Raw genomic sequence first — 13,378 nt, forward strand, 5'->3', positions numbered from 1 at the left:
GTCACGCTGTTGATTTGGACTGGTTTGCTTTACAGCAATCGGCTCTGTTGCCGCAAGCAGCAAATCTGAGAGGATCTCCATAGGCTCCTGCCGTCACCACTGGAGTAAAACCAAACGTTGGATCTGGAGTTGCAACCAGAGGGTCGAAGATGCGCCAATTGATTAGCCCAGAGGCTCTTCGGGCCTTTCGCCAGTCGGTGCAAGGCTCTGTGGGCTTTGTGCCAACCATGGGGGCGCTCCATGCTGGACACCGAAGTCTGATCGAGCGATCGCGCCAGCAAGATGACGTGGTCATCGTCAGCATCTTTGTCAATCCGCGCCAGTTTGGCCCCCAAGAGGATTTGAGTCGCTATCCGCAAACCTTGGACGCAGACTTAGCCCTCTGTGAGGCTGCGGGGGTAGATGCTGTTTTCTGTCCCACTGCCGAGGCTCTCTACCCTCGTCCGAGCGATCGCAGTACAGGGGTACAGCCACCGGCTGAATTGATTCAGTCACTCTGTGGGCGACAGCGACCAGGCCATTTTCAGGGGGTGGCGACGGTGGTGCTCAAGTTGCTGCAACTGGTGCAGCCCCAGCGGGCTTACTTCGGCGAGAAGGATGCTCAGCAACTGCGGGTGATTCAGCGGCTGGTGGAGGATTTCAATCTGCCCATCGCGATCGTTCCTTGCCCTACCGTGCGGGAGCCGGATGGGTTGGCTCTCAGCTCGCGCAATCGCTATCTGACCTTTGAAGAACGCAGTCAGGCCAGTGGCCTCTATCGGGCTTTGCGAGCGGCAGCGGAATGCTTTCAGGCCGGGAGTCGCGACAGTCAGGAGCTAGTCGCTGCTGCGACGGCGGTTCTGGCCACTACGCCAGCGGTACAACTGGAATATTGCGACTGTGTCGATGCCGACAGCCTCCAACCCTTGACCCAAATCCCCGATCGCGCTTTGCTGGCGATCGCGGCGCGTGTAGGAACTGCTCGATTGATCGATAACCTAACTTTGCAAGGACGACGACCAATCATTGCGATCGATGGCCCCGCCGGTGCTGGCAAATCGACGGTGACGAAGCGGCTCGCCCAGCAATTGGGGTTGCTCTACCTCGATACCGGCGCCATGTATCGCGCTGTGACTTGGCTCGTGCAGCAACAGGGTATCGATCCGCAAGATCCGATCGTCCTGGCGGAATTGCTTGCTCAAGCGGATCTGCAGTTGCGATCGCAACCAGCGGCGGATGGCAGTGAGCAGCTCCAGGTGCTCATTCAAGGTAACGACGTCACGGCGGCCATTCGCACCCCAACCGTGACGGCTCAGGTGTCTGCGATCGCGGCTCTTCCCTTGGTCCGTCAGTTTTTGGTAGAGCAGCAACGTCAGCTAGGTCAGCGCGGTGGGCTCGTGGCCGAAGGTCGGGATATTGGCACCCATGTCTTTCCCGACGCAGAACTGAAGATTTTTCTGACAGCAACGAATGCTGAGCGGGCGCGGCGGCGCGCACTAGACCTCGAAGCGCAGGGTCTGACGGTTGATCTGGCGCAATTGGAAGCTGAAATCCGCGATCGCGATCGTCAAGATAGTGAACGGGCGATCGCGCCACTCTGCAAGGCAGAAGATGCCGTAGAAGTGTTGACTGATGGTCTCAGCATTGAAGCGGTTACTGACCAGATCATTCGCCTCTATCGCGATCGGGGCTTAGGGGACTCCAGTCCACAAGCTACTCCTGGCCAAACACCGAGTCCTTTGAGTCTTGGATGATTGTGGCTTGAAGCAGACTGAATTAAGCATTCAAAAAGACCACTCTAGTTGTTAGTTATTTTCTTAAGTCTTCTTGTCATTTTCCTTAGCTCTTTAAGTCCTCGGCCATCATTGAAATAAAGCTTCTGTCCGTGGACAGGGGGACTCTATGAATCGTCTATTGCTGCTGAGTGGCCTTGTTGTCAGTAGTGCACTGACAGCAGTGACGATCGCTTCAGTGTTGTCCATCCCTGCTCGGGCAACACCGCCGGAATCCTCTGCGATCGCACAGGAAATGTGGCCGTGGCGTTCCGGTTTTCCCAACAGGATGGGTAACGCCGATCAACACTTCATCGTGATGATGATTCCGCACCACGAAGGCGCGATCGCCATGGCTGATTTGGCGATTAGTCAAGCCAAGCACCCAGAACTCCAAGCCTTGGCCCGAGCGATTCAAACCAGCCAAACCCAAGAAGTTCGCGATATGCAGACTTGGTACCGCCGGTGGTATGGCTCGACCGTACCAGACTGGGACGATCGCCGAGTGAGCAGTTGGCGCAACTCTGGTATGCCGAGCATCGGGATGGGCTGTGCCGGTAGAGCAGGTCTCGCGACTGATTTAATCGCTTTGCAGGCAGCCCCTGACTTCGATCGCGCTTTTATCGAAATGATGATCCCCCACCACGAAATGGGGGTGCGGATGGCTCAAATGGTCTTATTACGCAGCGATCGCCCAGAAATTCAACGACTGGCTCAGGCAATCATCACGGATCAGAATCAGGAGATTCGCCAGATGCAGCAGTGGTATCGCCAGTGGTATTCCTAGGCTGCAGTCGGTTATGGATCGAGTGATTAAAAAAGTCGGGATGACAGGATTTGAACCTGCGGCATCCTGCTCCCAAAGCAGGCGCGCTACCAAGCTGCGCTACATCCCGATTTAGCCATTATACCGAGGGGATTGCACTTCCCAAACTTTCGCAAGTCGGTATGCTGCTGAAAAGCATAGCGACAGAATGATGCGTATCTTAGTGACGGGCGGTGCCGGCTTCATTGGATCTCATCTCATCGATCGCCTCATGAGTGCAGGCCATGAAGTGATTTGCCTGGATAACTATTTCACGGGCCGCAAGCACAATGTTGCCCAGTGGTATGGGCATCCGCGCTTTGAGCTGATCCGCCACGACATCACCGATCCGATTCGCCTAGAAGTCGATCAGATCTACCATCTCGCCTGTCCTGCCTCGCCGGTCCACTACCAATACAACCCGATCAAAACGGCGAAGACGAGCTTCCTCGGGACGGTTAACATGCTAGGGCTGGCCAAGCGCGTCAAAGCTCGACTACTGATGGCCTCAACTTCAGAAGTCTATGGCGACCCCCACGTCCACCCGCAGACTGAAGATTACTGGGGCAATGTCAATCCGATCGGGATTCGTTCCTGCTACGACGAGGGTAAGCGGGTCGCTGAAACCCTCTGCTTTGACTATCACCGTCAGCACAACCTAGAAATTCGGGTCGCGCGGATTTTCAACATCTATGGCCCGCGTATGTTGGAAAACGATGGCCGTGTGGTCAGTAATTTCATCGTGCAAGCGCTGCAGGGCCAGCCGCTGACGGTCTATGGCAGGGGCGAGCAAACTCGCAGCTTCTGCTACGTCTCAGATTTGGTGGATGGGCTGATTCGCCTGATGAATGGCGATCATCTAGGGCCGGTCAATCTGGGTAATCCGAGCGAGTATACGATTCTGCAGCTAGCGGAGCTGATCCGCGATCGCATTGATCCAGCCCTACCAATTGAGTTCCGGCCGCTGCCCCAGGACGATCCGCAACAGCGACGGCCCGATATTAGCCGTGCCCAAGCTTGGCTGAAGTGGCAACCGTTGGTGTCAGTCCAGGACGGCTTAGATCGCACGATCGCCGATTTCCGCGATCGCCAACAGGCTGCCGCGACCCTGATCGCTGACCGCCTTCCCGAAGGGAGCATTAGCTAGCTATCCGCCTTTTGGTCCTCCCTTGGCTAAGCGATCGCCTGTTTGGAATGGGGGAGGGGAGGTTGGCTCTGTTTCTAGAGCATCAGACATATTCAAAACCGCTAGGCAAGCCTCCACTACCCTCGGGTCGTAGAGACGCCCACTGTTGTTCTTAATTTCGGCGATTGCCACTCCTAACCCCAACCCAGGCCGGTAGGGGCGGTGGCTGATCATGGCATCAATCACATCAGCCACTGCGATAATGCGAGCGGCCAGCAAAATCTGTTTGCCGCGCAGCTGCCGTGGATAGCCCGAACCATCCAGTCGCTCATGGTGCTGCATAGCAATCTCTGCCACCGGCCATGGAAACTGGATGCTTTTGAGAATGTCGTAGCACGCTTGGGGATGCAGCTTAATCAACTCGTACTCAATCGGATCTAAACAACCCGGTTTAGAGAGGATTTCAGCGGGCACGCGAATCTTGCCGACATCGTGCAGGAGTCCTGCCACATGGATGCCACGGATGCAGTTCTCATCTAGGCCCAATTGCCGAGCGATCGCCTGGGCTAATTGAGCAACTTGGTTCTCATGGCCTTGGGTATAAGGATCGCGCAGTTCAACCATCTGCACGATCGCCTGAATGGTCTGGTCAAGCAGGCGATCTTGAATGGCAAGGCTACGGCGGCTACTCAAGCCATAGGCCAACAATTGGGCAACTTGGGCCAAAAGCTCCTGCTCAAGTGGGGGAAAAGCATCGGGCTGTGTACTGTAAATATTGAGGGCTCCTAAAGTACGAACACCCTGCTTAAGAGGCAAGGAAATACTGGTTTTGATCTGATAGTGAGTGGCAATTTCTTGCCATGGAGCCAAGCTGGATTGCTCCGCTTGCCAATCGGCAATTTGAATCTGTCCAGTTTTGATTGCTTGCCCAGTTGGCCCCTGCCCAGTTGCTTGGTCATCCCAAGTAATTTGTAGGCTGTCGACGTAGGACTGCAGTCTGCCAAAGCTTGCAAAGGGGCGGAGACTTTCATGGGGATTAAAGCTATTGAGCGTCACCCAAGCGTGGGCATAGCCAGCTTCAACCACACAGAGACGACAAAACTCAGCCAGAAACTCTCGTTCTCCTGAAGCCCTGACCAAGGCCTCATTGCAAGCTTTCAGGGTCAAGAGTGCATGCTCCGAGCGATCGATTAGCATCGATTGCAGCTGTAACTCTTGTTGCAGTTCTTCAGGGCTCATATCACTGAAGATTTCCCGTCAATCTCTGATTTGTTAACTCTGGAGTAACAGAATGAAATCTAAACTAAGGAAAATTGCATAAATTAAAAGCCAGCTTAGAGTCTGTATTCCTGAATGCATCCTCGTTCACTTACGCTACTGAGGTTGCTTAAAGAATTTTCTCCACTTAACTGTTTATTAACAACAAAATCGGGTGAGTGTCAGCTCTGGGTTCAGCCACGGCGTCGAACTCCCAAGGTTGCCGCTAGCCGATCGTCGCTTGAGCTACGACTCAACTGCCAGCGATCACACGTTGGATGATGATTGCAAAAATCTGGCGCCTATTTCTTGTTCGCACCGATTACTCGCTTGGATGTCTGACTGCTAGCTAGGCTGCTGAGCAGTTCAGATGGCTTACCAGAGAGGAACAGTCGTCCATGGTCTCCTGTCCTGGCTTCAACCTTCCCAAAAATCCTCGGCGTCGTGATCTCGTTCAGTTGGCTCAGGCTTGGGGCTGGACAATTGAACCGGCGGGCTACGAGCAACTGAAAGCCACACGTCCAGGCTGGTCTTCGGTGTCAATCACAGGTCACCATGACCACAAACCCATTCCCAAAGGCACTGCCAATAAAATCTATCGACAGTTGCTGCGGCCCCTGCTTGAACCTTCAGCTGCAACGCCTGACTTACAGACCCAAGTGGCTGTTCTAGCGCAGCAGCTAGAGGCAGCCGGTCAAGAGCGGGATGAATGGGCGGCTCAGTGCCAGCACTACCGGCAGGTTGTTGAACAAGCTGATCTCGACCAAGAAGCAGCCGAGCAACTCTTGCTAGAGATTGAACAACGAAACCATCGGCTAGTGAGCGAACGACATTGGCTCAGTAAACGGCTGCGCAAACTGGGATCACAGCTCCAGAAAGCCCAGCGTCAGGCGAGGGTTGCCCTAGAGCAGTTGCGCTGGCTACATGGTCAGAATCAGTTACTGCAAGCAGATTTGAAAATGTCTGTGGCATCTATTGAGCAAGTCGAAGCGATCGCTCTCCGGGCGCAAGCACTGCGATCGCAAGGCGCACCGTCCGATCAATGTCTGGCGCAACTCTTGGGGCAACTGCACCAAGTTTTAGGGCTCTCGGAACCGCAGGCGTAAGGATCACAGTCTCTAGGGACGCATCCTCAACGCATGACAAGCAGGCGAATGGCTCATGTCAGACTAGGGAGCGACAGAGTTGTTTTCCGTTGCAGCCCATGGTCACGCCCGAACAAGTAGAGTCAATGATCTGTGCCCAAATTCCCGATGCACAGGTGATGGTGAACGACCTGACCGGGGGAGGCGACCACCTACAAGTGACGGTTGTTTCGTCTGCTTTTGCTGGTAAAAGTCTCATTAAGCAGCATCAGCTGGTCTATGGAGCGGTTCAAGCCGCAATGTCAACGGAGGCGATTCACGCGCTAGCGCTGAAGACCTATACCCCCGATCGCTGGCTGAATGAAGCACAGGGCTAACCTGTCCTTCGTTAGTATTGTCTACCCCTCTGACGATTGAGATTGATGATGACTCCTGAACTCCAAGAACGCCTGACTAGCATCATTAATGGCGACAAGATTGTTGTCTTTATGAAAGGCAATAAGCTGATGCCCCAGTGCGGCTTTTCCAACAACGTTGTTCAAATCTTGAATATCCTGGGCGTGCCCTTCACCACCGTTGATGTCTTGGCAGACTACGACATTCGCCAAGGGATTAAAGAGTTTTCGAATTGGCCGACCATTCCCCAGGTCTACGTCAACGGGGAATTTATCGGCGGCTCTGATATTTTGATTGAGCTCTATCAGAATGGTGAACTGCAGCAGATGCTAGAGGTTGCCCTCGCCTCCTAGTCCTGCACCTGAGTAGGATACGCCTCTTGGCAGTGACCGGCATCAGTGCTACATTGGTAACTTGTCACGGGGCGTAGCGCAGCTTGGTAGCGCACCACTTTGGGGTAGTGGGGGTCGTGGGTTCAAATCCCGCCGCTCCGATTGAATCGGAATCACTCCAACATCACGATCAGGATGATTGAGTTCTCAGTCATCCTGATATTTTTTGTCTGCATAGCAGGTAGTGGGTTAGATGGGACTGTTCCACAATGCCAAAAAGTCCTGCTATTCCCCTCTCCCTTCTCTCGAGGGTAGAAGAGCAACCGTTGGCTTGGAGGCGTGCTGCATCTTGATTGAATCGCCCGAGGGCAGTTGCACACAGCCCCTAGTTGGCAGTTGACCTGACCCCTAGAGCGAGAGCCGCGATCGCTGGTAGCGCGCTCCCCCGATCGCTGTCGCTTCAGCAGTCTTCTGATTCCAGATCAGGCGATTGGCTTGGAGGCGCGCTTGATCCTTCGCGGAGAAGCTTTCGGCGTTGCCTTCTAGTTGAATCAACTGGGCATTGAGATTGGCCTGCCCGCGATCGCCCCGAACTGTGGTCTGCTCAGCTGGGTAGAAGCCCTGGACCGCGACCGGGCTGTCGACCAAGTTTTGAGGTAGATTCCAGCGCAAATCTTCACCCCGCAACTGGGCAACGGGATCCAGAGCATCGACCTCCACCTGCTGCTGCAGAATCAAAATTTGTGGATCGAGGAGAAGTTCCCCCCGTTGCGATCGCCCTTGTCCCTTGAGCTGACTGCGATCGCGGCGTTCAGCCTGGAGCGGATTGGGGGCCAGCAAGCGTTTCTCAGCTAAGAGCCAGCGGGGCGAGCTGGTTCGTAACTCCGACAGAATCTCCCCTTGCTTAAGGGTCGCTACCATCGGCCCGATCAATTCCAACTGTTGCTGACGGACATCAAACCGGCCTTCTTTGCCCTTGAGCACCACATCGCGATAGGTACCAATGACGTTGCGTCTGAGATCAAAGGTTTGCTGATTGGGCCGCCACTCCAGCTCCTCACCCTTGAGAACCGCCCCCGGTGCCTGTTTTTGGCGAGCGATGACATTGCCACTGATGCGAATGATCTCGGCGTTTTCGCCCTCAATCGAGCCGCGATCGCCATCGATTTCGTAGAGCACCTTGCCGCTTTCATCGTAGAGAAAGCCGAGGGGCTTGGTTAGCTGCGCCGCACTTTTGTCGCTGTTATAGACAATCTGAGGAGTCCGCAGTTCCCAAGCAGGCTTGCCGGTGGGATTGGCCTGCCGCAGGGTAAAGTCCGTGAAACTGAGATCGGGTCGTTCAGCGCGTGGAGGCGCTGGCGGGGGCTCTTGGCAGGCCGTTAGCCCCAAACTGAGGGCTAACAGTAATGCAGACCAAAGCTGGCCCGATCGAAGCGTCATCTCAAATCTCCGAGAAACCCCTGCCTCCAAGGAGGGCGGGATAGGCGCGTCTGTTACCGCCAACCCAGCGTAGCGCTAAAGAGTCGAGGGCGATCTGGCAATTTCAAGAACTGCGATCGGAGCGATCGCCCAAGACAAGAAGCCTGCAGGATTCAACCTGCACCAGTCCAAGATACAGGCCGGAGGCTGAATAGATTCACAATTAGGCCTCCGAGTGCTGCTTCAGGACGGGTTTACACTCTCGGGGGGCACTGCAACCGACCGGCTGTAAGGCTGACGTGGGAGCTTTTGAATGCTCGCTTTCAGGCTTTCGAGATCGATGTAGCGATCGGCAACATTGATCAAGTTATCGCTGGTCATCGATCGCAGGCTGACGACTTCTACCCGCACGCCGCGATAGCCTACCACTTCCACCGCGTAGGCGAGATCTCCGTCGCCACTGACCAGCACCGCCGTGTCGTAGGTGCCGGCCAAGGCCAACATATCAACAGCGATTTCAACATCCAAGTTGGCTTTTTTTGTGCCGTCGGGCAGCTGGATCAAATCCTTCGCCACAACGCGATAGCCGTTACGACGCATCCACAACAGAAAGCCCTGTTGCTTCTCGTTGCTTCGATCCACTCCGGTATAAAAGAACGATCGCAACAGACGCGATCCATTGGTCAAACAGGCCAACAACTTGGTGTAGTCAATTTCGATGCCGAGCTGCAAAGCCGCATAAAACAGGTTAGAACCATCGATGAAGATGGCAATCCTGCCGCGGTTTTCAAGGATCGAAGCCGAACTAGAATAGCCAAGCGGTTCCTGAACAGTGGCCATCAAAAGAAACCCTGCTGGTTATTAAAAAGGGATTTTAAAAAAGCGGCAAAACCGCCCCCTCATTAAACAGCAAAAGTCCTAATCTGCGGGGGCTAATTCAAGGCTCCGAAAGACAGGACTGGGATCCAGGAACTGTTGAGCAGCCGGGAGAAAGCCCCAATGGCCGTGACTTTCGGGATCAAGCTGTTGGGCGATCGCAGGATCATTAAAATCTGCAACAAGTCCAAGCTGGCGGTAGATCTCTTGGCTGATCCCCGGCACGAGTGGTGACAGCCAATAGGCAGCCAAACGCACCGATTCCAGCACCGTGTAGAGAATTTCCTCAACCTTGGCCTGTTCACCCTGCTTAAAGCGTGTCCAAGGGGCTTCTTGGTCGAGGTAACGGTTGCCGGCCTGTACCAGCGCCAAAATTTGTCCGCAGGCTTCGCTGAAGGCCAAGCGATCGTAGGCGGATTTAACAGAATCAGTCAGAGCTTCACCTTGCTGGCGTAGCGGATTGTCAGCGGCGATCGCGGTACTCCCAAGCGGAATTTGGAGCTGACAGTAGCGCTTGGCCATGCTCAGGGTGCGGTTAAGCAAGTTACCAAGGTCATTGGCGAGATCAGCATTGACGACGTTAACGAAGCGCGTCTCTTGATAGTCGCCGTCGCGGCCAAACTCAATCTCTTTGAGGAAGTAGTAGCGTACGGCATCGCTGCCAAAGCGATCGACCAGATCGAAGGGATCGAGGGTATTACCCAGACTCTTGCCCATCTTCAGACCATCTTTCGTCAGGAAGCCATGACCAAAGACGCGATCGGGCAGCGGCAGTCCTGCCGAAAGCAACATCGCCGGCCAGTAGACCGCATGGAAACGCAGAATGTCTTTGCCGATCAGGTGCAGATTGATCGGCCACCACTGACTGAGGGCATTTTCCAGTGTTGGTTCCGCATCGGGATCGAGCAGCGCCGTCACATAACCCAGCAGCGCATCAAACCAGACGTAGAGCGTGTGCTTGGGATTATCAGGAACCGCAAACCCCCACTCCAGATTGACCCGGGAAATCGAAAAATCCTGGAGGCCGCGCTCAACAAAACTCAGCACTTCATTGCGGCGGCTTTCCGGTTGGATGAAGTCAGGATTGGCAGCATAGTGGGCTTCCAGTGCTTCCTGATAGCGCGAGAGCCGGAAGAAGTAGTTTTCCTCGTCGCGCCACTCAACCGCTTGGTTGGTGTGAATCGGGCAGCGCTTGTCTTCGAGTAGATCGCGCTCTTCTTTGAATTCTTCGCAGGCAACGCAATACCAACCTTGCTGCCGTCCAACGTAAATGTCGCCTTGAGCCTCAACACGGCGATAGAAGACTTCCACGATCGCCTGATGACGGGGATCGGTGGTGCGGCTGAAGCGGTCGTAGCGGATGTTGAGCAGCTGCCAGAGGTCTTGGAAGCGAGCCACGATCGCATTGCAATGCTCTTGCGGTGGCTTGCCGTTCTTCTCCGCCGTGCGCTGAATCTTTTGGCCATGCTCGTCGCTGCCGGTGATCATCAACACCCGATCTCCTTGCAGCCGATGGAAACGAGCGATCGCATCCGCCGCGATCGTGGTGTAGGCACTGCCGATGTGCGGCACATCGTTGACGTAGTAGAGAGGAGTCGTCAGGGCAAAAGTCGATGGCATGAGCAGTGCAGGCAGAGAGAGGCCATCGGTCGATCTTAGCGATAAGCGCCCCCCGCACCGGTAGATTCGTCGCCTCTAGCACTGACATTGCGTGATCCCGCAGCTATAACCAAAAGACCCAGTTGGCGATCGCTCCATGTCTGCTTCTGTTGATGACCCCCACTTGCTGGCTTGGCTACGCGGTCTCCTCTCGATTGCGCTGGCCGATGATGACTTTGAAAGCCACGAGCAGGATTTGCTCTGTGCGCTGACTCAAGAGATTTTGGGTCACCCTTGCGACCTCCAAGCCCTCGGCCCGATCAGTCCGTCCGATTTAGCGGCTGATCTTGGTGATGATCCCGAGCGCCGCGAAAATTATTTGCGCACGGCTGTGATGGTGGCACTGGCTGATGGGGTCTACACCCAAACCGAAGCAACCTTACTCCGCCAATTTGCCGCTGCTTTGTCTATGAAGACTGACGTCATTGACGCCCTTGAGCACACCCGCTGCGATCGCGAAGCTGCAGCGAGCGCTGAAACAGTCCCCATTGCTGACTTGCTAGCTCCCGTTCGCCATTGGCTCGATGACTTGCAGGTGCATGAGCCACGCCTGGCTCACTTCTTGGTCAAACTGATTCCGGCCCAATGTCCCTTCGAGCGGGATATTGTTCTCTTTGGCCACAACCTGGTGCATATTCCGCCGCTGTGCAAACTCAACCCCCTCTACGAGCAGCTAGTCTCCCTGCGCCTTCGTGCCCTGTGCTACCTAGCCGACGACTGCGGCGAGGATATCTCCGCCTATTGCTCTGCTGGATCGACGGAATCGGCTTCCTCCATCCTGTAAAACCGATCGGCGATCGCTGTGCTTGAGACCCTTCGCACCGATGTTCTGATCGTGGGGGGCGGAACAGGCGGCACCGCTGCGGCACTTCAAGCGGCCCGCCGTGGGGCCCAGACGATTCTGGTCAGCGAAGGGCCTTGGTTGGGCGGCATGCTGACTTCTGCAGGAGTTAGTGCTCCTGATGGCAATGAACTACGAGCATTGCAGACAGGCATTTGGGGTGCGTTTCTCAAAGCCCTGCGCCAGCGTCAACCCGACGGGCTGAACCACGCTTGGGTTAGTTTCTTCACCTACGATCCTCGGGTCGGATCTCAGATTTTTGCCGACTGGGTGCGAGAACTCCCGAACCTAAAGTGGATCCAAGGCGATCGCCCGAGGGCAGTCATTGGCGATCGCGATCGCCTGCGGGGTGTGGAATTTGAGCGAGTGCGGATCGAAGCGCAAGTTGTCATTGATGCCACGGAACTGGGCGATCTGCTGGCGCTAGCCGATGTGCCCCACCGTTGGGGCTGGGAACCGCAGGAAGAGTGGCAAGAACCGAGTGCGCCGACGCTAGCGCAACTGGAAAGTGACAATCGCTATCAACGCTATCCGGTGCAGTCACCGACTTGGGTCGTGGTGATGGCAGATCAGAGTCAATCCGCTCCACCGATCCCCGCATCGACAAGCTACAACCCCGATCTCTTTGCGGGGGCTTGGCAGACGCCGGATGACCTCGCCTTTTTGGATTACGGTCGCCTGCCCGGCGATCGCTTCATGATCAACTGGCCGGGGCCGGGCAATGACTACGGCGAAGGCTTACAGCGATTAATTCAGGGCGATCGCGCCCATCAGGAATGGATGCAGGAGGCGATCGCTCATAGCCAAGCCTTTGCCCATCACATTCAAGCCCACTGGAGCGATCGCTATGGCTTGGCAAGAGATCAGTTCCCACAGCAAGCGATCGGTGGGGGCGCCTTTGCCCTACAGCCCTACTACCGCGAAAGTCGGCGGGTAGTCGGTAGCTCAACTATTACGGAGTTAGATCTGCTGCCGCTGCACCAAGGACAGGTAGCAAAACTGCCTTGTAATGCATCAGGACAAGTGTCTGCGATCGCGATCGGCAACTACGCCAACGATCATCACTATCCCAATTGGGACTTTCGCCTGCAGCCCAAATCGATGCGCTGGGGCGGTCGCTGGACGGGAACGGCCTTCAGCCTGCCCTATGACTGTCTGTTACCGGTTCAGACTGAAGGGCTGCTCGTCTGTGAGAAAAATATTGCCGTTAGCCATATCGCCAACGGAGCGACTCGCCTTCAACCAGTGGTCTTGGGACTCGGGCAAGCGGCAGGCATGGCAGCTGCTTTGGCCGTGGAACAGAACTGTGATCCGCGATCGCTGTCGGTGCGAGATCTACAAGAAGCCTTGCTAACGGATTCTGAGGCTCCGCAGGCGATCGTGCCACTCTACGACACTCCGCCAGAGCATCCCGACTGGCTAACTCGTCAGCGCGCCTACCTCGATCGCCCTGAAGCCTATCCGGCAACAGGGGTGCATGGGGGAACGGCAGCAGCCTCGCTCATCTCTGCTAGAGCACAAACAGTCAGCGGGCAATTTGAGCGCTTGGGTGACCAAAATTATCAATTGGACGACGGCAAAACCGTTTGGCAATTAGTGACGCTCGATGCCAGCATTGATCAGCAATTCAAGGCATTGAGCGATCGACTGCCACTTGCAGTGGTAGGTCTAATAAACCCCGCTGGGCACTGGCTGATTGTCGAGGCCATCCACCCTTGACAGAGACCGGCGAGCGATCGTAGAACCCAAACACTCCCCTCGCAAGCAGCGTAAATTGGAGAGGTGTGTCCTTCATGGACAGTTTTGGGATTGATTAAGGCGAGGCATCGAT

12 protein-coding genes and 2 tRNA genes are annotated in these 13,378 nt (G+C 55.4%); 9 read left to right on the forward strand and 5 right to left on the reverse strand.

The window, feature by feature from the left end:
* Positions 1–149: 149 nt before the first annotated feature.
* Together SYC_RS02050 and SYC_RS02055 are read left to right on the forward strand one after the other, a co-directional pair.
* Positions 150–1,733 carry a bifunctional pantoate--beta-alanine ligase/(d)CMP kinase gene (locus SYC_RS02050; protein ID WP_011242711.1) on the forward strand — a complete coding sequence of 528 codons (1,584 nt, stop codon included), beginning with the start codon at positions 150–152 and terminating at the stop codon, positions 1,731–1,733.
* A 148-nt stretch (positions 1,734–1,881) separates the two neighbouring features.
* A complete protein-coding gene (locus tag SYC_RS02055) occupies positions 1,882–2,538 on the forward strand; it encodes a DUF305 domain-containing protein (RefSeq protein ID WP_011242712.1) in 657 nt (218 codons plus the stop codon).
* Positions 2,539–2,573: 35 nt separating this feature from the next.
* On the opposite strand, the gene SYC_RS02060 is transcribed toward SYC_RS02055, so the two are convergent.
* A tRNA-Pro gene (locus SYC_RS02060) sits at positions 2,574–2,647 on the reverse strand.
* 78 nt (positions 2,648–2,725) lie between these two features.
* Between SYC_RS02060 and SYC_RS02065 the strand changes: the two genes are divergently transcribed.
* Positions 2,726–3,703: a UDP-glucuronic acid decarboxylase family protein gene (locus SYC_RS02065; protein WP_011242713.1), complete on the forward strand. Its 978-nt coding sequence runs from the start codon at positions 2,726–2,728 to the stop codon at positions 3,701–3,703.
* On the opposite strand, the gene SYC_RS02070 is transcribed toward SYC_RS02065, so the two are convergent.
* Complete coding sequence (locus tag SYC_RS02070) at positions 3,704–4,921, reverse strand: HD domain-containing phosphohydrolase (RefSeq protein ID WP_011242714.1); 1,218 nt, start codon at positions 4,919–4,921, stop codon at positions 3,704–3,706. It lies immediately after the preceding gene.
* A gap of 416 nt (positions 4,922–5,337) precedes the next feature.
* Between SYC_RS02070 and SYC_RS02075 the strand changes: the two genes are divergently transcribed.
* From SYC_RS02075 to SYC_RS02090, 4 genes are all read left to right on the forward strand, one after another.
* Positions 5,338–6,045, forward strand: a complete 708-nt coding sequence (locus SYC_RS02075) for a hypothetical protein (RefSeq protein ID WP_011242715.1) — start codon at positions 5,338–5,340, stop codon at positions 6,043–6,045.
* A 98-nt stretch (positions 6,046–6,143) separates the two neighbouring features.
* Positions 6,144–6,401 (forward strand): BolA family protein, encoded by a 258-nt coding sequence (locus SYC_RS02080; RefSeq protein ID WP_011242716.1) that lies wholly within the window; start codon positions 6,144–6,146, stop codon positions 6,399–6,401.
* A 48-nt stretch (positions 6,402–6,449) separates the two neighbouring features.
* Positions 6,450–6,773, forward strand: coding sequence for a Grx4 family monothiol glutaredoxin (gene grxD, locus SYC_RS02085; protein ID WP_039755754.1), 324 nt, complete (start codon positions 6,450–6,452; stop codon positions 6,771–6,773).
* Between the two features lie 67 nt (positions 6,774–6,840).
* Positions 6,841–6,914 (forward strand) — tRNA-Pro (locus tag SYC_RS02090).
* Positions 6,915–7,160: 246 nt separating this feature from the next.
* Here SYC_RS02090 and lptC read toward each other — a convergent pair.
* From lptC to metG, 3 genes are all read right to left on the reverse strand, one after another.
* The gene (lptC, locus tag SYC_RS02095; protein WP_011242718.1) at positions 7,161–8,192 is read right to left on the reverse strand and encodes an LPS export ABC transporter periplasmic protein LptC; all 1,032 of its coding nucleotides are present in this window, start codon (positions 8,190–8,192) and stop codon (positions 7,161–7,163) included.
* 222 nt (positions 8,193–8,414) lie between these two features.
* Complete coding sequence (locus SYC_RS02100; protein ID WP_011242719.1) at positions 8,415–9,011, reverse strand: NYN domain-containing protein; 597 nt, start codon at positions 9,009–9,011, stop codon at positions 8,415–8,417.
* Between the two features lie 78 nt (positions 9,012–9,089).
* Entirely contained in the window at positions 9,090–10,667 is a 1,578-nt protein-coding gene (metG, locus tag SYC_RS02105) for a methionine--tRNA ligase (RefSeq protein WP_011242720.1), read from the reverse strand.
* A gap of 136 nt (positions 10,668–10,803) precedes the next feature.
* On the opposite strand from metG, the gene SYC_RS02110 reads away from it, so the two are divergent.
* Both SYC_RS02110 and SYC_RS02115 read left to right on the forward strand, forming a co-directional pair.
* Positions 10,804–11,490, forward strand: a complete 687-nt coding sequence (locus tag SYC_RS02110; protein WP_011242721.1) for a Mo-dependent nitrogenase C-terminal domain-containing protein — start codon at positions 10,804–10,806, stop codon at positions 11,488–11,490.
* Between the two features lie 18 nt (positions 11,491–11,508).
* Positions 11,509–13,266 carry an FAD-dependent oxidoreductase gene (locus tag SYC_RS02115; RefSeq protein WP_011242722.1) on the forward strand — a complete coding sequence of 586 codons (1,758 nt, stop codon included), beginning with the start codon at positions 11,509–11,511 and terminating at the stop codon, positions 13,264–13,266.
* Positions 13,267–13,378 lie beyond the last annotated feature (112 nt).

Origin of the sequence: Synechococcus elongatus PCC 6301 (assembly GCF_000010065.1) — a bacterium.
GTDB lineage: Bacteria > Cyanobacteriota > Cyanobacteriia > Synechococcales > Synechococcaceae > Synechococcus > Synechococcus elongatus.

Bases quoted from the DNA above. Each gene is read 5' to 3' on its own strand.
- SYC_RS02050 (WP_011242711.1), top strand. From the start codon at position 150: ATGCGCCAATTGATTAGCCCAGAGGCTCTTCGGGCCTTTCGCCAGTCG.
- SYC_RS02065 (WP_011242713.1), top strand. From the start codon at position 2,726: ATGATGCGTATCTTAGTGACGGGCGGTGCCGGCTTCATTGGATCTCAT.
- SYC_RS02110 (WP_011242721.1), top strand. From the start codon at position 10,804: ATGTCTGCTTCTGTTGATGACCCCCACTTGCTGGCTTGGCTACGCGGT.
- metG (WP_011242720.1), bottom strand. From the start codon at position 10,667: ATGCCATCGACTTTTGCCCTGACGACTCCTCTCTACTACGTCAACGAT.
- lptC (WP_011242718.1), bottom strand. From the start codon at position 8,192: ATGACGCTTCGATCGGGCCAGCTTTGGTCTGCATTACTGTTAGCCCTC.
- grxD (WP_039755754.1), top strand. From the start codon at position 6,450: ATGACTCCTGAACTCCAAGAACGCCTGACTAGCATCATTAATGGCGAC.
- SYC_RS02075 (WP_011242715.1), top strand. From the start codon at position 5,338: ATGGTCTCCTGTCCTGGCTTCAACCTTCCCAAAAATCCTCGGCGTCGT.
- SYC_RS02070 (WP_011242714.1), bottom strand. From the start codon at position 4,921: ATGAGCCCTGAAGAACTGCAACAAGAGTTACAGCTGCAATCGATGCTA.
- SYC_RS02055 (WP_011242712.1), top strand. From the start codon at position 1,882: ATGAATCGTCTATTGCTGCTGAGTGGCCTTGTTGTCAGTAGTGCACTG.
- SYC_RS02100 (WP_011242719.1), bottom strand. From the start codon at position 9,011: ATGGCCACTGTTCAGGAACCGCTTGGCTATTCTAGTTCGGCTTCGATC.
- SYC_RS02080 (WP_011242716.1), top strand. From the start codon at position 6,144: ATGGTCACGCCCGAACAAGTAGAGTCAATGATCTGTGCCCAAATTCCC.